At 74.1% G+C, this 19,410-nt stretch carries 14 protein-coding genes and 2 pseudogenes; 11 read left to right on the top strand and 5 right to left on the bottom strand.

Annotated features, from left to right (window positions below):
• The first annotated feature begins 40 nt into the window (after window positions 1-40).
• A pseudogene (mfd, locus tag VSR01_RS14040) lies at window positions 41-3,603 on the top strand (transcription-repair coupling factor).
• A gap of 63 nt (window positions 3,604-3,666) precedes the next feature.
• Here the strand turns inward: mfd and VSR01_RS14035 are convergent.
• Window positions 3,667-4,557, bottom strand: coding sequence for a hypothetical protein (locus tag VSR01_RS14035; RefSeq protein WP_326449551.1), 891 nt, complete (start codon window positions 4,555-4,557; stop codon window positions 3,667-3,669).
• A gap of 317 nt (window positions 4,558-4,874) precedes the next feature.
• On the opposite strand from VSR01_RS14035, the pseudogene VSR01_RS37740 reads away from it, so the two are divergent.
• Window positions 4,875-4,973 (top strand): annotated as a pseudogene (locus VSR01_RS37740) (glycoside hydrolase family 19 protein); the annotation flags it as partial.
• On the opposite strand, the gene VSR01_RS37735 reads toward VSR01_RS37740, so the two are convergent.
• Window positions 4,955-5,089: a hypothetical protein gene (locus VSR01_RS37735; protein ID WP_442785454.1), complete on the bottom strand. Its 135-nt coding sequence runs from the start codon at window positions 5,087-5,089 to the stop codon at window positions 4,955-4,957. The pseudogene VSR01_RS37740 and the gene VSR01_RS37735 overlap by 19 nt on opposite strands.
• A 53-nt stretch (window positions 5,090-5,142) precedes the next feature.
• On the opposite strand from VSR01_RS37735, the gene VSR01_RS14030 reads away from it, so the two are divergent.
• Window positions 5,143-5,889, top strand: coding sequence for a chitinase (locus VSR01_RS14030; protein WP_442785453.1), 747 nt, complete (start codon window positions 5,143-5,145; stop codon window positions 5,887-5,889).
• Window positions 5,890-6,051: 162 nt separating this feature from the next.
• Here the strand turns inward: VSR01_RS14030 and VSR01_RS14025 are convergent, their stop codons facing one another.
• The 3 genes from VSR01_RS14025 to VSR01_RS14015 all read right to left on the bottom strand — a co-directional run bounded on the left by VSR01_RS14025 (window position 6,052) and on the right by VSR01_RS14015 (window position 10,295).
• Window positions 6,052-7,761: a DUF2079 domain-containing protein gene (locus tag VSR01_RS14025; protein ID WP_326449550.1), complete on the bottom strand. Its 1,710-nt coding sequence runs from the start codon at window positions 7,759-7,761 to the stop codon at window positions 6,052-6,054.
• A gap of 192 nt (window positions 7,762-7,953) precedes the next feature.
• Window positions 7,954-9,423: a DUF2079 domain-containing protein gene (locus VSR01_RS14020; protein ID WP_326449549.1), complete on the bottom strand. Its 1,470-nt coding sequence runs from the start codon at window positions 9,421-9,423 to the stop codon at window positions 7,954-7,956.
• A 182-nt stretch (window positions 9,424-9,605) separates the two neighbouring features.
• Window positions 9,606-10,295 carry a class I SAM-dependent methyltransferase gene (locus VSR01_RS14015; protein ID WP_326449548.1) on the bottom strand — a complete coding sequence of 230 codons (690 nt, stop codon included), beginning with the start codon at window positions 10,293-10,295 and terminating at the stop codon, window positions 9,606-9,608.
• Window positions 10,296-10,522: 227 nt separating this feature from the next.
• Between VSR01_RS14015 and VSR01_RS14010 the strand changes: the two genes are divergently transcribed.
• The 8 genes from VSR01_RS14010 to VSR01_RS13975 all read left to right on the top strand — a co-directional run bounded on the left by VSR01_RS14010 (window position 10,523) and on the right by VSR01_RS13975 (window position 19,355).
• Window positions 10,523-11,347, top strand: coding sequence for an HNH endonuclease family protein (locus tag VSR01_RS14010; protein ID WP_326449547.1), 825 nt, complete (start codon window positions 10,523-10,525; stop codon window positions 11,345-11,347).
• Window positions 11,348-11,473: 126 nt separating this feature from the next.
• Window positions 11,474-12,148 (top strand): SurA N-terminal domain-containing protein, encoded by a 675-nt coding sequence (locus VSR01_RS14005; protein ID WP_326449546.1) that lies wholly within the window; start codon window positions 11,474-11,476, stop codon window positions 12,146-12,148.
• A gap of 119 nt (window positions 12,149-12,267) precedes the next feature.
• Window positions 12,268-13,431 (top strand): MazG family protein, encoded by a 1,164-nt coding sequence (locus VSR01_RS14000; RefSeq protein ID WP_326453653.1) that lies wholly within the window; start codon window positions 12,268-12,270, stop codon window positions 13,429-13,431.
• Complete coding sequence (locus tag VSR01_RS13995; protein ID WP_326449545.1) at window positions 13,428-14,681, top strand: cytochrome P450 family protein; 1,254 nt, start codon at window positions 13,428-13,430, stop codon at window positions 14,679-14,681. The genes VSR01_RS14000 and VSR01_RS13995 overlap by 4 nt, the downstream gene beginning before the upstream one ends.
• 214 nt (window positions 14,682-14,895) lie before the next feature.
• Complete coding sequence (locus VSR01_RS13990; protein ID WP_326449544.1) at window positions 14,896-16,017, top strand: transglycosylase family protein; 1,122 nt, start codon at window positions 14,896-14,898, stop codon at window positions 16,015-16,017.
• A gap of 527 nt (window positions 16,018-16,544) precedes the next feature.
• On the top strand, window positions 16,545-17,252 hold the full coding sequence (locus VSR01_RS13985) for a transglycosylase family protein (protein ID WP_326449543.1): 708 nt from the start codon (window positions 16,545-16,547) through the stop codon (window positions 17,250-17,252).
• Between the two features lie 188 nt (window positions 17,253-17,440).
• Entirely contained in the window at window positions 17,441-18,721 is a 1,281-nt protein-coding gene (gene eno, locus VSR01_RS13980; RefSeq protein WP_326449542.1) for a phosphopyruvate hydratase, read from the top strand.
• A 142-nt stretch (window positions 18,722-18,863) separates the two neighbouring features.
• Window positions 18,864-19,355 carry an FtsB family cell division protein gene (locus VSR01_RS13975; RefSeq protein ID WP_326449541.1) on the top strand — a complete coding sequence of 164 codons (492 nt, stop codon included), beginning with the start codon at window positions 18,864-18,866 and terminating at the stop codon, window positions 19,353-19,355.
• Window positions 19,356-19,410 lie beyond the last annotated feature (55 nt).

The raw sequence follows: 19,410 nt of genomic DNA, 5'->3' as shown, positions 1-19,410 counted from the left end.
GCGCACCGTGCGCCCCACCTGCCTACCTCCGGGACGGAACATGAGTCTGAACGGTCTGGTCGACGTCGCCGTCGAGGACGCCGCCCTCGCCGAAGCGGTGCAGGCCGCCTCCTCCGGCGCCCGCCCGCTGGTGGACCTGGTCGGGCCGCCCGCAGCCCGCCCGCTGGCGGTCGCCGCGCTGGCCGCCCGCACCGGCCGCACCGTCCTCGCGGTCACCGCGACCGGCCGGGAGGCCGAGGACCTGGCCGCCGCGCTGCGCTCGCTGCTGGCGCCGGACGCCGTCGCGGAGTACCCCTCGTGGGAGACGCTGCCGCACGAGCGGCTGTCGCCGCGCAGCGACACCGTCGGCCGCCGCCTGGCGGTGCTGCGCCGCCTCGCCCACCCCCGGGCCGACGACCCGGCCGCCGGCCCCTCAAGGTCGTCGTCGCGCCCGTCCGCTCGGTGCTGCAACCGCAGGTCAAGGGCCTGGGCGAGCTGGAGCCCGTGGCGCTGCGCAGCGGGCGCAGCGCCGAGCTGGACGCGGTGGTCGACGGCCTCGCGGCAGCCGCGTACGCCCGGGTGGAGCTGGTGGAGAAGCGCGGCGAGTTCGCCGTGCGCGGCGGCATCCTGGACGTCTTCCCGCCCACCGAGGAGCACCCGCTGCGGGTGGAGTTCTGGGGCGACGAGGTCGAGGAGATCCGGTACTTCAAGGTCGCCGACCAGCGCTCCCTGGAGGTCGCCGAGCACGGCCTGTGGGCTCCGCCGTGCCGCGAGCTGCTGCTCACCGCGCAGGTCAGGGAGCGCGCCGCCGAGCTGGCCAGGCAGCACCCCGAGCTGGCCGAGATGCTCGACAAGATCGCCGAGGGCATCGCCGTGGAGGGCATGGAGTCCCTCGCGCCCGTCCTGGTGGACGACATGGAGCTGCTGCTCGACGTGCTGCCGGCCGGCGCGATGACCGTGGTCTGCGACCCGGAGCGGGTGCGCACCCGGGCCGCGGACCTGGTGGCGACCTCGCAGGAGTTCCTGGAGGCGTCCTGGGCCGCCTCGGCCGGCGGCGGCGAGGCGCCGGTGGACCTCGGCGCGGCCTCGCTGTGGTCCATCGCCGACGTCCGCGCCCACGCCCGCGAGCTGGGCATGCAGTGGTGGTCGGTGAGCCCGTTCGCCGCCGACGAGACGTACGAGGGCCGGATGATCGGCCCGGAGCTGGACGCGGGCGAGACCATCCGGCTGGGCATGCGCGCCCCCGAGCTGTACCGCGGGGACACCGCCCGGGCGCTCGCCGACACCAAGGGCTGGCTCGCCGAGGGGTGGCGGGCGGTCTTCGTCACCGAGGGCCACGGCCCGGCCTCCCGGATGGTCGAGGTGCTCGGCGGCGAGGGCATCGCGGCCCGGCTCGACGTCGACCTCGGCCCGCTCGCGCCCTCGGTGGTGCACGTGGCGACCGGCTCCCTGGAGCACGGCTTCGTCGACCCCGCGCGCAAGCTGGCCGTGCTCACCGAGACCGACCTGTCCGGCCAGAAGTCCTCCACCAAGGACATGGGCCGGATGCCCTCGCGCCGCCGCAAGACCATCGACCCGCTCACCCTGGTCAGCGGCGACTACATCGTGCACGAGCAGCACGGCGTCGGCCGCTACGTGGAGATGGTGCAGCGCACCGTGCAGGGCGCCACCCGCGAGTATCTGGTGGTGGAGTACGCCCCGGCCAAGCGCGGCCAGCCCGGCGACCGGCTGTTCGTGCCCACCGACCAGCTGGAGCAGGTCACCAAGTACGTCGGCGGCGAGGCGCCCTCGCTGCACCGGCTGGGCGGCGCGGACTGGACGAAGACCAAGGCGCGCGCGAAGAAGGCGGTCAAGGAGATCGCCGGCGACCTGATCCGGCTGTACTCCGCCCGGATGGCCGCCCCCGGGCACAGCTTCGGCCCCGACACGCCCTGGCAGCGCGAGCTGGAGGACGCCTTCCCCTACGCCGAGACGCCCGACCAGCTCACCACCATCGCCGAGGTCAAGGCGGACATGGAGAAGTCGGTCCCGATGGACCGGCTGATCTGCGGCGACGTCGGCTACGGCAAGACCGAGATCGCGGTCCGCGCGGCCTTCAAGGCGGTGCAGGACGGCAAGCAGGTCGCCGTGCTGGTGCCGACCACGCTCCTGGTCCAGCAGCACTTCGGCACCTTCTCCGAGCGGTACGCCCAATTCCCGGTCAACGTCCGCGCGCTGTCCCGGTTCCAGACCGACACCGAGGCCAAGGCGGTGCTCGAAGGGCTGCGGGACGGCTCGGTGGACGTGGTGATCGGCACCCACCGGCTGTTCTCCTCGGAGACGAAGTTCAAGGACCTCGGCCTGGTCGTGGTGGACGAGGAGCAGCGCTTCGGCGTCGAGCACAAGGAGCAGCTGAAGAAGCTGCGGGCCAACGTGGACGTGCTCACCATGTCCGCGACGCCGATCCCGCGCACCCTGGAGATGGCGGTCACCGGCATCCGCGAGATGTCCACGATCACCACCCCGCCCGAGGAGCGGCACCCGGTGCTGACGTTCGTCGGACCGTACGAGGACCGGCAGATCGGCGCGGCGATCCGCCGCGAACTGCTGCGCGAGGGCCAGGTCTTCTACATCCACAACCGGGTGGAGTCCATCGACCGGGCGGCGGCGCGGCTGCGCGAGGTGGTCCCCGAGGCGCGGATCGCCACCGCGCACGGGCAGATGGGCGAGTCGCAGCTCGAACAGGTCGTCGTCGACTTCTGGGAGAAGAAGTTCGACGTGCTGGTGTCCACCACGATCGTGGAGTCCGGCATCGACATCTCCAACGCCAACACCCTGATCGTGGAGCGCGGCGACACCTTCGGCCTGTCCCAGCTGCACCAGCTGCGCGGCCGGGTCGGCCGCTCCCGCGAGCGCGGCTACGCCTACTTCCTCTACCCGCCGGAGAAGCCGCTGACCGAGACCGCGCACGAGCGGCTGGCCACCATCGCCCAGCACACCGAGATGGGCGCGGGCATGTACGTGGCGATGAAGGACCTGGAGATCCGCGGCGCGGGCAACCTGCTCGGCGGCGAGCAGTCCGGGCACATCGCCGGCGTCGGCTTCGACCTGTACGTGCGGATGGTCGGCGAGGCGGTCGCGGACTACCGCTCCTCGCTGGAGTCCGGCGGCGAGCCGGAGGAGACGCTGCTGGAGGTCAAGATCGAGCTGCCGGTGGACGCGCACGTCCCGCACGACTACGCGCCCGGCGAGCGGCTGCGGCTGCAGGCGTACCGCGCGATCGCGGCGGCGAACTCCGAGGAGGACATCGCGGCGGTCCGCGAGGAGCTGGCCGACCGCTACGGCAAGCTGCCGGAGCCGGTGGAGAACCTGCTGCTGGTCGCGGGCCTGCGGATGCTCGCGCGCAAGGTGGGCGTCGCCGACATCACCCTCCAGGGGGCGAACGTCCGCTTCGGCCCGGTGGAGCTGCGCGAGTCGCAGGAGCTGCGGCTGCAGCGGGTCTACCCGCGCTCGGTGATCAAGCACGCCACCCGTCAGGTCCTGGTGCCGCGCCCCACCACCGCGCGCATCGGCGGCAAGCCGGTGGTGGGCCGCGAACTGCTCCAGTGGACGGCGGAGTTCCTGACGACCGTGCTGGACAACTGAGCGCGCCGACCCCTCTGCCGCGGCGGCCCGGGCCCCTGCGGCGGCCCGGGCCCGTACGGCTTCTCAGGCCGCGCGGTCGGACCTGCGGCGCGTCACCGCCAGCACGGCGGCGCCCGCGGCGACGACCAGCGCGCCGAGGCCGGTCAGCAGCGGGACGTCGGAGGGCGCGCCGGTGTCCGCGAGCTGGGCGGTGGTGTCCGGGGCCGCGGTCGCGCCCGCCGCGCCGCCGGCGCCCGGCGACGGCGTGCCCGTGCCCGCCGCCGGCGCGGAGTGCGTCGCGGTCGGCGTGGGGGTCGGCGTGGCGGTCGGGCCGGCGGAGGCCGGCGGCGTGCTGCCGGCGGCGCGGACGGCGAAGTCGGACGCGATCGCGGAGTCGCCCGCGCAGGCGACCGGGGCGGTGGTGCCCGGCGCGGTGTAGGCGTCGGCGAAGATTTCCTCGATCGACACCTCGCCGTAGGTGACGTCCCGCGGCGCGTCCGCGGAGATCGCGAACCGGAAGCGGTAGGTCGCGCTCGCGTGCGCCGCGAGGTCGTGCGCGGGGTCGGCGAAGCCGGAGCTGCCGCCGGCCAGCCGCCGCCAGCCGCCGTCCGCGGTGGCGACCTGGACCTCGGCGTAGGGGCCCAGCTCGGTGCCGCCGTCGGTTTCCCGCCACGCGGACGCCTGCACCGAAACGAGCGGCAGCGCGGTGTCCCCGATGTTCGTCACCGTGCCGGTGAATTCGTGCCAGCCGTCGCCCGCCACGACCACGGTCGGGGCCCCGGCCAGCGCGGTCCGCAGCGAGTGCTGCTCGTAGTCCCCGTAGGCGGTCGCGACGTCGTTGCACGAGGGCAGCGTGGTCGGGTCGGTCGGGCCGTCCGCGCGGGCCGGGCCGGCGACGGTCAGCAGGACGGCGGGCGCGAGGGCGGCCACGGCGGCAGCGGCGGTCGCCCTCGCGGTGGGTCGGCGGAACGGCATGGGACCTCTCGAACGGTGCGGTGCGTACGCCTCGTCAGACCGCCGAAACCGCCTGGGGGTTGCCTCCGGAGGGCCGGACGGTGGCACGGGTGCTCCCGTCGCCGCGTCTCGCACACCCCGCGCCGAGAGGTGGCGTGACCGCGCAGCGTGCTGTCCGGATATGCATTGGTCTGGACTATTGACAGGTCCAGACCAATCCAAGAAGGTGGCCCCGACCCCACTCGACCCCCATAAGGAGTGGTCCCTTGTCGAGACAGCGGATCATCGCGTTCGTGGCCGCGCTCGCGGCCGTCGTGGGCCTCGCGATCCTGATACCGATGGCCTCCCCGGCGTCCGCCGCGACCTGCGCGTCGCCCTGGAACTCCTCGTCGGTCTACACCGGCGGCATGACCGCCTCCTACAACAGCCACAACTGGCTGGCCAAGTGGTGGACGCAGGGCGAGACGCCCGGCGCCGCCGACGTGTGGTCGGACCAGGGCGGCTGCGACGGCTCGTCCGGCGGCAGCGGCGGCACCACCGGCGGCGGCAGCACCTGTAGCTACCCGGCCTGGGTCGGCCGGCCGCTCCTACGTCACCGGCGACATCGTGCAGTACACCAACGGCGGCTACTACATCGCCACGCACGACAACCCGGGCTACGACCCGACGATCAGCACCTGGTACTGGAGCCCGTACTCCTGCACCAGCACCGGCGGCACCACGGGCGGCGGCGGCACCGGCGGCGGATTCGTGGTCTCCGAGTCGCAGTTCAACCAGATGTTCCCGAACCGGAACTCCTTCTACACCTACAGCGGCCTGACCGCCGCGCTCAGCGCGTACCCGGGCTTCGCCACCACCGGCAGCGACACGGTCAAGAAGCAGGAGGCCGCGGCCTTCCTCGCCAACGTCAGCCACGAGACCGGCGGCCTGGTCTACATCACCGAGATCGACAAGTCCGGCAACTACTGCGCCTCCGAGCCCTACGGCTGCCCGGCAGGCACCTACTCCTACTACGGCCGCGGCCCGATGCAGCTGAGCTGGAACTTCAACTACAAGGCGGCCGGCGACGCGCTCGGCGTCGACCTGCTGGACACCCCGAGCCTGGTCGAGACCAACGCGGCCATCGCCTGGAAGACCGGCCTGTGGTACTGGGACACCCAGACCGGCCCGGGCACCATGACCGGCCACAACGCCATGGTCAACGGCGCCGGCTTCGGTGAGACCATCCGCAGCATCAACGGCAGCATCGAGTGCAACGGCGGCAACGCCGCGGAGGTCCAGGACCGCGTCACCAGGTACCAGAACTACGCGGCGATCCTGGGCGTGCCGACCGGCGGCAACCTCTACTGCTGAGGTGCTGACGAGGTGCCTGACGCACCGCTGACGCACCGCTGACGCACCGCCGAGGCTTCACCGCCGCCGCTCGCTCCTCCGGCGCGGCGACGACCAGCGCCCCGTCCCCGTACGTACGCCGGGGGCGGGGCGCTCGTGGGTCCGGCGCGGGCGGGCGGCGGTTCAGGTGCGGTGCAGGACCACGTAGCCCTCCGCGGCGCCGATCGGCGTGTAGCGCACGCCGGGGTGCAGCTGCGTCGCGTACGTGGCCGGGTCGCCGGCCCAGCCGTCGCCGTTGTCGATGGCGATGTAGTCGGGGATGACGCCGGGGGTGTCGCCGACCCAGTACACGGTGGTGCGGCTCACCAGGTGGCTGATCGGCCCGACGTTGGCCTCGACGCTCGCGCCGTCCGGGATCTCGTCCAGCAGGTGCTCGATCGCCTTCGTCCTGGCGTCCACCCTGTACGTGTCGCCGTGGCTGAGCGAGGCGAGCGGCAGCGTGAGGGTGAGCGCGAGCGCCGCGCCCGCGACCGCGGCCGGAGCGCCGGAGGCGTACGAGCGCAGCCACGGCATCGGGCTGCGCCGCGAGCGGTCGGCGGCGTCGACCAGCGCCAGCACGACCACCGGCATCAGCACCGCGCTGTAGTGCCAGTCGGTGCCCCAGTAGTGGTCGTCGTGCGAGACGAACCGCCAGCCGATGGTCGGCAGCGCGGCCAAGATCAGCGGCGAGCGCAGCGCCAGCAGTCCGCTGGTCGGCAGCAGGATCCACAGCAGGGTGTGCACGGCCGTGCCGAACGGGATGTGGCCGGGCATCGGCGCGCCGTTGCCGTTCAGCTTGTTCCAGTAGTCGTAGCCCCCGGCCTTGTTGAACGCCGGGATGATCACGCCGAAGGCCAGCGCGGAGGCCGCGACGCCGAAGGCGGCCAGGCCGATCGCCCAGGGGCCGTAGCGCAGGCGGTCGGACAGCGGCTCGTGCCGGCCGGTGGCGTCGGCGTCGGTCTCGGTGTCGTCGGTGTCCGTGCCGTCGCCGCGGGCGCCGCCGCCCTCGTCGCTTCGCGAGGGTTCCGCGGCGGCCGCGTCCCGGCCGCCGTCGTCGCGGGCTGCGTCGCCGTCGACGTGGCCGCCGTCGTCGCGGACCTTGTCGCCGTCCGCGCCGGGCGCGCCGGCCGCCTCGGGCTTGGGCTCCTGGCGGACGCGCCACCAGACGATCACGCCGATCGCGGCGGCCGTGACGCCCATGTCCTCCTTGACGAACACCAGGGGCACGGCCCACCCCATCGCGGCGGCCCACCTCCTGAGCAGCACGGCCTCCAGGGAGAAGGCGAGCAGCGGCATCGCGAAGGCGATCTCGTGGAAGTCGAACTCGACGGCCTTCTGCACCCCCCACGACAGCCCGTACGCGACGCCGATCGCCAGCCCCCGGCCGCGTCCGAGCAGCCGCGCCGCGACCCGCGTGACCGGGATCACCGACACCGCGAACAGGACCGCCTGGGCGACGAGGAGCGTGACGGGGGTCGGGAAGACGCGGTAGAAGGGCGCGATCAGCGTGGTGATCGGGCTGAAGTGGTCGCCCAGGATGTCGAATCCGGGACCCTTCAGGTCAGCGGTCGGCGCGTGCAGGTGCGCGTAGGACTTCACCGCCTGCTCGAAGATCCCCAGGTCCCAGGACATCGTCAGCATGCGCCGGTAGCGCGTCACCGACAGCAGCACGTACGCCACGAAGAACGCCGTCGCCAGCAGGTAGGGGTCCAGCCGCACCCCGGGGGCGCGCAGCCGCGACCGGGCGGGGGCGGAGGACGCCCGCGTGCCGTCGCCGGCCGGTGCGGACGCGCGGCCCGCCGGGCTCCCGGTGGGGGAGCCCTGTGCCGGTATGACGGCCTCGGCCCTGTCCATCGTCGTCCTCCCACGGAAGCGGGGTCGGGGTCTGCCGGAAAAGATACGGGACGCGGCTGTGCCGGCGGGACCCGCGCGGCGGTCCGCCCGCGCGCCGGCCGCCCGGTTCCGGCCGCCGTCGCGGGCCGCGCCGTCGGTGCCGGGTCGCTGCCCGCCGGTCCCGGGACGGTCCCGGGGCGGCCCCGCCCGCGCTCAGAGCCGGCGCAGCACCAGGCCGCCCCCGCCGCGCGCCAGCACCGCGTACCGCGCGCCCGGGTGCAGCCGCCGGGCCGCGCCCACCGGGTCCGGCAGCCAGCCGGAGCCGTCGGCGAGCGCGATGTACTGCGGGACGACGCCGTGGGTGTCGCCGATCCAGTACACGGTGGTCCGCCGGACCAGCCGGCTGATCGGCCCGACGTCCGACTCGACCGTGGCGCCGTCCGGGACGCGGTCCAGCATCCGGTCCACCGCCCGGGTGCGCGCGTCCACGCCGTACGCGGCGCGGTGGGTCAGCCCGGCCGCCGGCAACTGCGCGCACAGGGCCAGCGCGGCCCCGGCAGCGGCGGCGGGCGCCGCGGCGGCGAAGGCGCGGAGCGGCGCGGACGCCCTCCCGGCCCGCGCGAGCGCGTCGACCAGCGCGAGGAAGACGACCGGCATCAGCACCGCGCTGTAGTGCCAGGCCGTGCCCCAGTTCTCCGGGTAGCGGGAGTAGAACCGCCAGCCCAGCGTCGGCACGGCCGCCAGCAGCAGCGGGGAGCGCAGCGCCAGCAGGCCGCCGGCCGGGAGCAGGACCCACAGCAGGGTGCGCAGCGCGGTCAGCGCCGGGATGTGGCCGGTGAGCGACCCGTCGCCGTCGATGTGGGCCAGCGGGTCGTACCCGGGGCCGTGGAAGTAGGGGATGAGCCATCTGACCTCCCATGCCGAGGCGCCCACGCCGAACGCGGCGAGCGCGAGGGCGTACGCCCGGTGGCCCGGGGCGTGCCGGGAGCGCAGCAGGACGACGAGTGCGATCATCGTCACGGTCGCGCCCATGTCCTCCTTCACCAGCACCAGGGGCACGGCCCACCCCATCGCGGCGGCCCACTTCCCGAGCAGCACGGCTTCCAGGCAGAAGGCGAGCAGCGGCATCGCGAAGGCGATCTCGTGGAAGTCGAAGTCCACCGCCCGCTGCACGCCCCACGACAGCCCGTACGCGACGCCGATCGCCAGCCCCTTCGCCCGGCCGAGCGCGCGCCCGGCCGCCCGGGTGACCGGGACCGCGGAGACGGTGAAGAGGACGGCCTGGGCGGCCAGGAGCGTGACGGGGGTGGGGAAGACGCGGTAGAAGGGCGCGATCAGCGCGGTGATCGGGCTGAAGTGGTCGCCGAGGACGTCGGCGCCCGGTCCCTTGAGGTCGGCGACGGGCGCGCGCAGGTGCGCGTAGGACTTCACCGCCTGCTCGAAGATGCCGAGGTCCCAGGAGAGCGTCTCCATGCGGCGGTACCGCGACAGCGACAGCGCCGCGTAGAGGCAGAACAGCGCCGCGGCGAGCACCCAGGGGTCGGCCGCCTGGCCCCACGGGCGCACCCGCCACGGCTTACGGCCCGGCTCCTGCCGTACACCGGGGCCGGCCGCCGTCGGGGCCTTCTGCGCGGGGAGAGCGGCGCCCACCTTGTCCATATGCACCGGCTTTCGGTCGTTCATGAGCATATGAACCGAAAGATAGGTGACCGGGCGTCAGGATCGGCGCCCCGGCGCCCGGAGGGCGGGCGCGTCGCGCGGCAGGCGGGCGCGGGGCGGTCGCGGGCGGGCGCGTGCCGGTCGCGGGCGGGCGCGCCGGCCATCCGGTGCGGGCGTCCGGTGCGGGCGCCACGCCGCGGGCGCGGTCAGACCGGCAGGGCGCGCACCCATACGCGGTCCGGCGTCAGATACGCGTCCACCGCCAGCCCCGCCCCGGCCAGCGCCGCCTCGAACTGCTCGGTGTCCAGCGGCCGGGACAGGAACGTCTGGGTCCAGGTGACGTTTGGGTAGACGTACTCCACGTGCACCGAACGCACACCGGGCATGGCCGGCTCGGAGGACACCACCCGCGCCACCCCGTCCGGGCCGAGCGGCGACTCGCGCGGCAGGTTCTCGTGCCAGTCCTCGCCCTCGCGCTGGAGCAGCACGCAGCCGTCGTCGGCGACGTGGCGGCGGCAGGCGCCGAGCAACCCCTGCCGCAGCTCGGGGTCGTGCGCGTGCACCAGGAAGGACGCGAGCATCACCACGTCGAAGCGCTCGCCCAGGTCCAGCTCCTGGATCGGGGAGCGCACGGTCCGCGCGCCGCGCACCTTCTCCAGCATCTGCGCCGACTCGTCCACCGCGGTCACCGTGAAGCCGCGCGCCACCAGCGGGTGCGTCACCCGGCCCGCCCCGCAGCCCAGTTCCAGGATGCGCGCTCCCGCGGGCACCGCCGCGGCGATCACGTCGGGGTGGTCGCCCGGGGGCAGCCGCTCGTACAACTCCACCGCGCAGCCGTCCGGGGTGATCGCCCCCGGTCCCGTCGCGCCGAAACCCTCGCGCAGTCGTTCGCTCATGCCCACCATGGGACCACGGACCTCGCGCCGCGCGCCGGGCGTACTGCGACCCGGCCGGAACGCGCCGCCCGCGCGGGCCAGTAGCCTTCGCTGCTCGGGGCACATGATCTGGTAACCGGCCCTGTCCGGCCGCCACCGCTCACGACCGCCCGCACCGACCACGACTGACGGACACTCAGGGGCCTGCTGCGCCCCCGGCCCGCGGGCCGCTACTCGAAGGGGCGCAGATGCGCATAGCCACCACCCGCCGTGACGCCACCCGGCGGACCACCACCGCGCTCGCCTGTGCCGCGGCGGTCGCCGCGCTGCTCGGCGTGGCCGGCTGCAAGGACACGACGATCTCGGCGCCCGACTCCGGCGCGGGCAACCCCTCCGGCGGCTCGGCGCCCGCCGCGAGCGGCCCCGCGGCCTCCGACGGGCACGCGGTCAGCCCGCTGGACAACCCCGACGGCACCAAGCCGGGCCTGGCCGCGATCACCTCGGCCGCCGACAAGGCGCGCGCCCGCACCCTGATCGCCAAGGTCGCGGTGAAGGGGCGCGGACCCAAGACGGGCTACAGCCGCGACGAGTTCGGCTACGCCTGGATGGACTCCGCGCCCGACGTGCCGTTCGCGCACAACGGCTGCGACACCCGCAACGACGTGCTCAAGCGCGACGGCGAGGACGTCCGCTACCGCTCCGGCTCCGACTGCGTCCTCAGCTCCATGACGCTGCACGACCCGTACACCGGCCGCACCATCGAATGGACCAAGGCGCACGCCGCCACCGTCCAGATCGACCATGTGATGCCCCTGTCGTACGACTGGCAGATGGGCGCGGCGCACTGGACCAAGGCCCACCGCGAGTCGATCGCCAACGACCCGCTCAACCTGATCCCCGTCGACGGCCCCTCCAACAGCGCCAAGGGCGACTCCGGCCCGGCCAGCTGGCTCCCGCCCAGCTCGGTGATCCGCTGCTCCTACGCGGTCCGCGTCGCACAGGTGTCGCTGAAGTACGCGCTGCCGGTCACCTCGGCGGACAAGCAGGCGATGCTGGCGCAGTGCGGGGGGTGAGGCCCACCGGTCCCCCGATGTGATCGCATTGCGCAGAGTGCTGGATATCCGCGGGTGGGGATCAATATCCTCGGGGGCGATCACATCGACAGCCACGCGAGGTCCGTTCCCCTGCCGGGAGGCACCATGGTTCGCCGCCGTACCGCCGTCTCGATCGCCGCCGCCGGGCTGGTGCTCGCCTCCCCGGTCCTCACCGCGTGCGGGTCGGGACCGGCGCACCAGGGCGCGGCCGCCGTGGTGGGCGACCACCGGATCACCATCGCCAGCCTGCAGTCGCAGGTCGACGAGGTGCGCTCGGCCGAGGCGAAGGACCCGCAGGGCGGCCAGCAGGCGGTCTCCGCCAGCGGCGGCCTGTCCACCCAGACGCTGAGCATGCTGGTGCAGAACGAGGTCATCGACCGGGCCGCCGCCGACGCGGGGATCAAGGTCACCGACGCCGAGGTGCAGCAGGAGCGCGCCACCGCGCTGCGGCAGTTCAACGGCGACGAGAAGCAGCTGGACTCCACGCTGCTCACCCGCTACGGCGTCGGTCCGTCGGGCATCGACCAGTTCTTCCGCACCAACGTGACGGTCGGCAAGCTGATCGCGAGCCTCGGCTTCCAGCCCGGCAGCGACAACGGCAACGCCGCCGCGCTGCAGACCATCGCGAAGACCGCGAAGTCCCTCGGCGTCACCGTCAACCCGCGGTACGGCAAGTGGGACGCCACGAAGGCGGTCATCGGCGCCTCCACCGACCCGTGGGTCGTGAACAGGACCGCGACCGCCACGGCGGCCGACACGGAGTTTTCCACAGGCTCCTGAGCCGCGCCGAGCGGGCGGTCGGCGGTCCACGGTACGTTCGGGGTGTGAACGAAAAGGACCGCGCGGACGCCGATCGGCAGCCCGCCGCAGACGAGGAGCAGCACGGGGACCCCGGTCGGCTGGTGCTGCTCGCGACCAGCCACCGGGTCGCGCCGGGCCAGCTGTCCTGGCCTGCGTGGCAGGTACTGCGCGAGGCCGACCGGGTGCTGTGCGCCGACCCCGGTCACCCGCAGCTGCCCTTCCTGCGCGAGGCCGGCGTGCGGGTCGAGGTCGCCGACCCCGGCGGCCGCGAGCTGGTGGAGGCGGCGGCCGGCGGCCGCACCGTCGTCTATCTGCCGCCGTCCGGCGGGGCCGACCCCGCGGTGACCGCCGAGCTGTCCCGCCTCGGCGGTTCCGGCCGGGTCCGGATGCCCGATCTGGAGCTGCTCCCCGGCTCCTACGACCTGCCCGGCGCCCGGCTGCTGGACCTGGTCGAGGTGATGGCGACGATCCGCGCCCAGTGCCCGTGGAGCAGCCTGCGCACGCACGAGGACCTGGCCGCGTACGGCATCGAGGAGATGTACGAACTGGTCGAGGCGATCGAGGAGGGCGACCGGGAGGCCATGCGCGAGGAGCTGGGGGACGTGCTGCTCCAGGTCGTCTTCCACGCCGCGATCGCCGAGGAGCACCCGGACCGCCCCTTCTCCATCGACGACGTGGCGGCGGGCCTGGTCGCCAAGCTCGTCCACCGCCACCCGCACATCTACGGCGACGAGGTGGCCGAGACCCCCGAGCAGGTCCAGGCGAACTGGATACGGCTGAAGGGCGTCGAGAAGGCGCGGGACTCGGTGACCGACGGCGTCCCGCTCGCCTCGCCCGCGCTGGCGCTCGCCGCCAAGCTCACCGGCCGCGCCCGCGGCGCGGGCCTCCCGCTGCCCGCGCACCCGGCCGCGGCGGACCGCGCCGCGACGACGGCCGTCGCCGAGCCGGGCGCGGACCCGGCCGCCGCTGACGCCGCCGGCGCCGGGCTGTACGCCGACGAGACGGCGCTCGGCGACCACCTGCTGGCGGAGGCCGCCGCCGCGCAGGCCGCCGGCGTGGACCCCGAGGCCGCGCTGCGGCACGCCGCCCGCCGCTACCGCAAGGCGATACGCGAGGCGGAGGCGCGGGCGGGCGGCGCGGGGTCCGGCGCGGCGGCGGGCGCGGGGGGCGGGCCGGACCGGGACGCCGGGCCGGACGCGCACGCGGACGCGGGGTCCGACGCGGAGTCCGACGCGGAGGCGGGGGCCGGGGACGCCGGATGAGCGTCGCGGGCGGGCCCGAGCTGTTCGGGTGGGAGTTCGCCACCGACCCGTACCCGGCGTACGCCTGGCTGCGCGAGCACGAGCCGGTGCGCTGGACCACGCTGCCCAGCGGCGTCGGGGCGTGGCTGGTGACGCGGTACGCCGACGCCCGGGAGGCGCTGGCGGACCCGCGGCTGAGCAAGAACCCGGTGCACCACGCGGGGGAGTCGCACACCAAGGGCAGGACCGGCATCCCGGGTGAGCGCAGCGCCGACCTGATGACGCATCTGCTCAACATCGACCCGCCGGACCACACCCGGCTGCGGCGGCTGGTGTCGAAGGCGTTCACGCCCCGACGGGTGGCCGCGTTCGAGCCGCGGGTGCGGGAGCTGACGGACCGGTTCATCGACGCCTTCGCCCCGGCCGGCGAGGCCGACCTGATCCACGACTTCGCCTTCCCGCTGCCCATCTACGCCATCTGCGACCTGCTGGGGGTGCCCGAGGAGGACCAGGACGACTTCCGGGACTGGGCCGGGATGATGATCCGTCACGGCGGCGGGCCGCGCGGGGGAGTGGCCCGGTCGGTGAAGCGGATGCGGGCGTATCTGGTCGAGTTGATCCACCGCAAGCGCGGCGACCTCGGAGACGACCTGATCTCCGGGCTGATCCGGGCGAGCGACCACGGCGAGCACCTCAGCGAGAACGAGGCGGCGGCGATGGCGTTCATCCTGCTGTTCGCCGGGTTCGAGACGACCGTCAACCTGATCGGGAACGGCGTGCACACCCTGTTGCGCCACCCCGGGCAGCGGGCGCGGCTCCAGCAGTCCCTGGAGCGCGGCGAAAGCGCCCTGCTGGAGTCCGCCGTGGAGGAACTCCTGCGCTACGACGGGCCGGTGGAGCTGGCCACCTGGCGGTACGCCACCGAGCCGCTGACCGTGGGCGGGGAGAAGGTGTCCGCGGGCGACCCGGTCCTGGTGGTGCTGGCGGCGGCGGACCGGGATCCGGCCAGGTTCGCCGAGCCGGACACCGTCGACCTGGCCCGGCGGGACAATCCGCACCTCGGCTACGGCCACGGCATCCACTACTGCCTGGGCGCGCCGCTGGCCCGGCTGGAGGCCAGGACGGCGCTGGGCGCCCTGCTGACCCGTCTGCCCGATCTCCGCCTGGCAGCGGATCCGGCCGAATTGCGCTGGCGCGGCGGACTGATCATGCGTGGACTGCGTACGCTTCCGGTGGCGTTCTCCGCCTCGGGCGCGCCGCACGGAAAGTGACGCATCGTCACGAACGTGATCGCGACGTGATGATCGCTACATCGACTTGTGATCCGTTGGCCAAGACCGCTACGTTCTGCGGTCAACGCGAGGCACGCAAGGCTCGCGGGACGCGCCGACCCCACGGGCGCCACGGACCGCCGCACCGCACCGCGCGTACGGCCGGCGGGACGACGGTCGCCGGGCGCGTACAGCCCCAGCGAAAGGCGACCGCATGCTCCCGACCGGAAACGGCCGGCACCGACGGCCCAAGCAGCCGCCCGCGGCGATGGTCACCGTGGCCACGACCGCCGCGGCGGGCGCGGGCATCGTGATCCCCCTGCTCGGCGCAGGCGCCGCGCAGGCCGCCGACGGCGGCACCTGGGACAAGGTCGCGGTCTGCGAGACCGGCGGCCTGTGGAGTGCGAACACCGACAACGGGTTCTTCGGCGGGCTGGCGATCACCGAGGCCACCTGGAACCAGTACGGCGGCGACGCGTACGCCCCGCGTCCGGACCTGGCCTCGCGGGCCCAGCAGATCACCGTGGCCGAGAAGATCCTCGCCGACCTCGGCCCGGAGGCCTGGCCGGGCTGCGCGGACGCCGCCGGGCTGCTGAAGGACACCGCCACGCCCTCGGTCGACCCCGGCACCCCCTCGGCGACGCCGATCCTGCCCGGGCTGCCGACGTCCGGCGCCACCTCGACGCCCGCCGCGGGCTCCGGCGGCCAGGACGGCGCCGGTGGCTCCGGCGCGTCCACGCCCGCCTCCCCGGGCGCCGCGTCCTCCGCGCCGACCGCGCCCGCCACCGGCTCGACGCCCACGACCGGCGCGACCCCCGGCTCCGGCACGGCGACCACGCCGCCGGCCGCCGGCGCCACCGACCCGTCCTCGCCCACCGCGGGCACGGGCGGCCAGGGCGGCGATCAGGGCGGGTCCGACGATCAGGGTGTGAACCCCGCGCCCGGCCGGGCCGACGGCACGCCCCCGGTGGCCGACGGCGCCACGCCCGGCACCCCGACCACCGGCGGCGGCCGGCACGGCAAGCCGTACAGCCCGACCGACGAGCAGCTGGCGGCGGCCGACCGGGCCAGCCGTACCGAGGTGCTCTCGATCGCCGCCGACGGCGACGGTGCCGGCAAGGCCCCGGGCGCCGGCAACGGCAGCGGCGAAAGCGGCACTTCGGGCACATCGCACCACGACGCGACATACACCGTGGGACACGGCGATTCGCTCATCGGCATCGCGAGCGCCCAGCACGTCCCCGGCGGCTGGCACGCCCTCTACGAGGCCAACCAGCAGAAGATCGGCGACGACCCGAACCTCATCAAACCAGGACAGATCCTCAACCTCGGCTGAGTGCACGGCAGATGACGGCCCGGCGACAAAAGGGACGAACCGCGGTCCCGGGCCGTCCGCCGATGTGACAAGGGTCTCGCCCGCGACTGTCACCGGCCGCTCGCGCAGCGCTCAGCTCCAGCCCTCCGACCTGCGGTTCTGCACACCTCCCGAGCGGGGCGGCGCAGTTGGCGCCCGAAATCGGAACGTTTGAACTCCCCCCGCCGGTGTGCTTACCGTCTTACCGCTCGCCACAGCGGGCCCCGCCGGACGGGAACGCCGAGTCCTGCCGCCGGCCGACGGGAACAGTCGACGCGAGAGCGCCGCAGGCAGGAGCGGGGGACCCACAGTCTTCCGCCGGACCGCACGACGTGCGCCGCGACGGCACCGGGCCGCAAGGAGCCAGACCGCGACCCCAGGGCCACCGCGCACACGACGGACGGGACCGGCTCGGGGTGAAGCCGAGGAGCCGCATCGACGGCCCGGCCGGGCAACTCACGTCCGAACCCGACAGCTCACCTCGCAGGCGTCGGTGAGGACAAAACACCATGGGTAAGCACCGTCGTGCCTCGAAGAAGTTCGTCCGCATCGCCACCCTCGCGGGTGTGGCCGGCACCGCCGTCACCCTCCCGCTGATGGCCGCGGGCTCCGCGTCCGCCGCCTCCGTCGCCACCTGGGACAAGGTCGCCCAGTGCGAGTCCGGCGGCGACTGGCACATCAACACCGGCAACGGCTACTACGGCGGCCTGCAGTTCTCGCAGTCCAGCTGGGAGGCCGCGGGCGGCCTGCAGTACGCGCAGCGCGCCGACCTCGCCACCAAGGACCAGCAGATAGCGGTCGCCGAGAAGCTGCTCGCCATGCAGGGCCCGGGCGCCTGGTCCTGCGCCTCCGCCGGCGGCCTGACCGCGGGCGGCCCGTCCCCCGACATCAACACCGGCGGCTCCTCGTCGTCCTCCTCGTCGTCCTCGTCCTCGTCCTCGTCGACCGGCTCCTCCACCAGCCAGGCGTCGTCCGAGAAGACCACGACCACCACGCACCACTCCACGACGCACTCCGCCGCGACCGGCCACAAGACCTGGAGCCTGCACGTCGCCAAGGGCGACGGCGAGTACACCGTGGTCCGCGGCGACACGCTCTCCCGCATCGCCGCGAGCCACCACGTGGACGGCGGCTGGAAGAAGCTCTACCGCCTCAACCACGACATCGTGCAGGACGCCGACCTGATCTTCCCGGGTCAGCACCTGCACCTGAGCTGACCGCGGCGCAGGACCGGCGGATCCTCACCGCTCCCTGACACCCCGGCCGGGCACGCACTCCCCCCCGACGTGCCCGGCCGGGGTATTCCGTCCCGGCAGCCGGGCCGGGGCCCGACCCGGGTCCCGGCGGCGGATAGGCTCGTCCCGGAAAAGACGCGAAGACATCCGCATCCGATGAAGGAGACAACGTGCCGTCCATCGACGTCGTCGTAGCCCGGGAGATCCTGGACTCGCGAGGCAACCCCACCGTGGAGGTCGAGGTCGGCCTCGACGACGGCAGCACGGGCCGCGCCGCGGTCCCCTCCGGCGCCTCCACCGGCGCCTTCGAGGCCCTTGAACTGCGCGACGGCGACAAGAACCGCTACCAGGGCAAGGGCGTCGAGAAGGCCGTCCTCGCCGTGATCGAGCAGATCGGCCCGGAGCTGGTCGGCTACGACGCCACCGAGCAGCGGCTGATCGACCAGGCGATGTTCGATCTGGACGCCACCCCGGACAAGTCCAGCCTGGGCGCCAACGCCATCCTGGGCGTCTCGCTGGCCGTCGCGCACGCCGCCTCCGAGGCCTCCGACCTGCCGCTCTTCCGCTACCTCGGCGGGCCGAACGCCCATGTGCTGCCGGTCCCGATGATGAACATCCTCAACGGCGGCTCGCACGCGGACTCCAACGTCGACATCCAGGAGTTCATGATCGCTCCGATCGGCGCCGAGTCCTTCTCCGAGGCGCTGCGCTGGGGCGCGGAGGTCTACCACACCCTCAAGGGCGTGCTGAAGTCCCGCCAGCTGTCCACCGGCCTGGGCGACGAGGGCGGCTTCGCGCCGAACCTCGGCTCCAACCGCGAGGCGCTCGACCTCATCCTGGAAGCCGTCAAGCAGGCCGGCGACGTGCCCGGCCGCGACATCGCGCTCGCCCTGGACGTCGCCGCCTCGGAGTTCTACAAGGACGGCACGTACCAGTTCGAGGGCGGCCAGAAGTCCGCCGCCGAGATGACCGAGTACTACGAGGACCTGGTCGCCTCCTACCCGCTGGTCTCCATCGAGGACCCGCTGTTCGAGGACGACTGGGCCGGCTGGAAGGTGCTCACCGAGCGCCTGGGCGCCAAGGTGCAGATCGTCGGCGACGACCTGTTCGTCACCAACCCCGAGCGCCTGCAGAAGGGCATCGACAACGAGACGGCCAACGCGCTGCTGGTGAAGGTCAACCAGATCGGCTCGCTCACCGAGACCCTCGACGCGGTCGAACTGGCCCAGCGCAACGGCTACAAGTGCATGATGTCGCACCGCTCCGGCGAGACCGAGGACGTCACCATCGCCGACCTCGCCGTCGCCACCAACTGCGGCCAGATCAAGACCGGCGCCCCGGCCCGCTCCGAGCGCGTCGCCAAGTACAACCAGCTGCTGCGCATCGAGGAGATCCTGGACGACGCCGCGGTGTACGCGGGCCGTTCGGCGTTCCCGCGCTTCAAGGGCTGAGCCCGCCGCGGCGGTCCGGGGCACGGGCGCACCGCAGCGCGCGCGAGCCGCACCCCGCCTCCGTACGTCCCCGCACCCGGTCCCGTACCGTGGGCGGGGACGTACTGGTGTGCGTGGGCGCACGGACGACGGGAGGCATGGCGTGGGGGCGGACCGCTTCTCCACCACGGCCCGGCTGAAGGCGATCGGCCAGGAGGCCCAGGCCCGGGTCTACCGGGCGGCGGGCCGCCGCCCGGTGCGGCGCAACAAGCTCACCGGCCGCGCCGCGCTGCTCGCCCTGGTGCTGTGCGCGCTGGTCGTCGCGCTCGCCTACCCGATGCGCACCTACGTCTCGCAGCGCTCCGACATCGCCGACCAGCGGCGCGAGGCGCAGCGGGCGGCCGAGCGGGTCCGGCAGCTGCGCGAGGAGAAGGCCCGCTGGCAGGACCCGGCGTACGTACGGGCGCAGGCGCGCGAGCACCTGCACTACGTCATGCCCGGCGAGACCGGCTACCAGATCGCGGGCGCCCCGCCGGCCGCGGCCGACACCGCGGGCGGGGACTCGGCGAAGGACGCCGCCGGGCGCCGGCCGTGGTACGACAACCTCTGGGACGGCGTCGACCGGGCCGACGCGACCGCGTCGCCGGGGCGCTGAGGCGTGAGCCCGTGAGTCCGTGAGTCCGCGAGCCGGTGACCCCGCGTCTGCGCGG

It is taken from the genome of Actinacidiphila sp. DG2A-62 (assembly GCF_035825295.1).
Lineage (GTDB): Bacteria > Actinomycetota > Actinomycetes > Streptomycetales > Streptomycetaceae > Actinacidiphila.
Note: the sequence above shows the minus strand (reverse complement) of the source record. Positions and strands in the feature narration are given on the sequence as shown.

Coding starts and splice junctions, on each gene's coding strand:
- VSR01_RS14035 (WP_326449551.1), bottom strand. CDS start 4,557: ATGCCGTTCCGCCGACCCACCGCGAGGGCGACCGCCGCTGCCGCCGTG.
- VSR01_RS14025 (WP_326449550.1), bottom strand. CDS start 7,761: ATGGACAGGGCCGAGGCCGTCATACCGGCACAGGGCTCCCCCACCGGG.
- VSR01_RS14020 (WP_326449549.1), bottom strand. CDS start 9,423: ATGAACGACCGAAAGCCGGTGCATATGGACAAGGTGGGCGCCGCTCTC.
- VSR01_RS14015 (WP_326449548.1), bottom strand. CDS start 10,295: ATGAGCGAACGACTGCGCGAGGGTTTCGGCGCGACGGGACCGGGGGCG.
- VSR01_RS14010 (WP_326449547.1), top strand. CDS start 10,523: ATGCGCATAGCCACCACCCGCCGTGACGCCACCCGGCGGACCACCACC.
- VSR01_RS14005 (WP_326449546.1), top strand. CDS start 11,474: ATGGTTCGCCGCCGTACCGCCGTCTCGATCGCCGCCGCCGGGCTGGTG.
- VSR01_RS13995 (WP_326449545.1), top strand. CDS start 13,428: ATGAGCGTCGCGGGCGGGCCCGAGCTGTTCGGGTGGGAGTTCGCCACC.
- VSR01_RS13990 (WP_326449544.1), top strand. CDS start 14,896: ATGCTCCCGACCGGAAACGGCCGGCACCGACGGCCCAAGCAGCCGCCC.
- VSR01_RS13985 (WP_326449543.1), top strand. CDS start 16,545: ATGGGTAAGCACCGTCGTGCCTCGAAGAAGTTCGTCCGCATCGCCACC.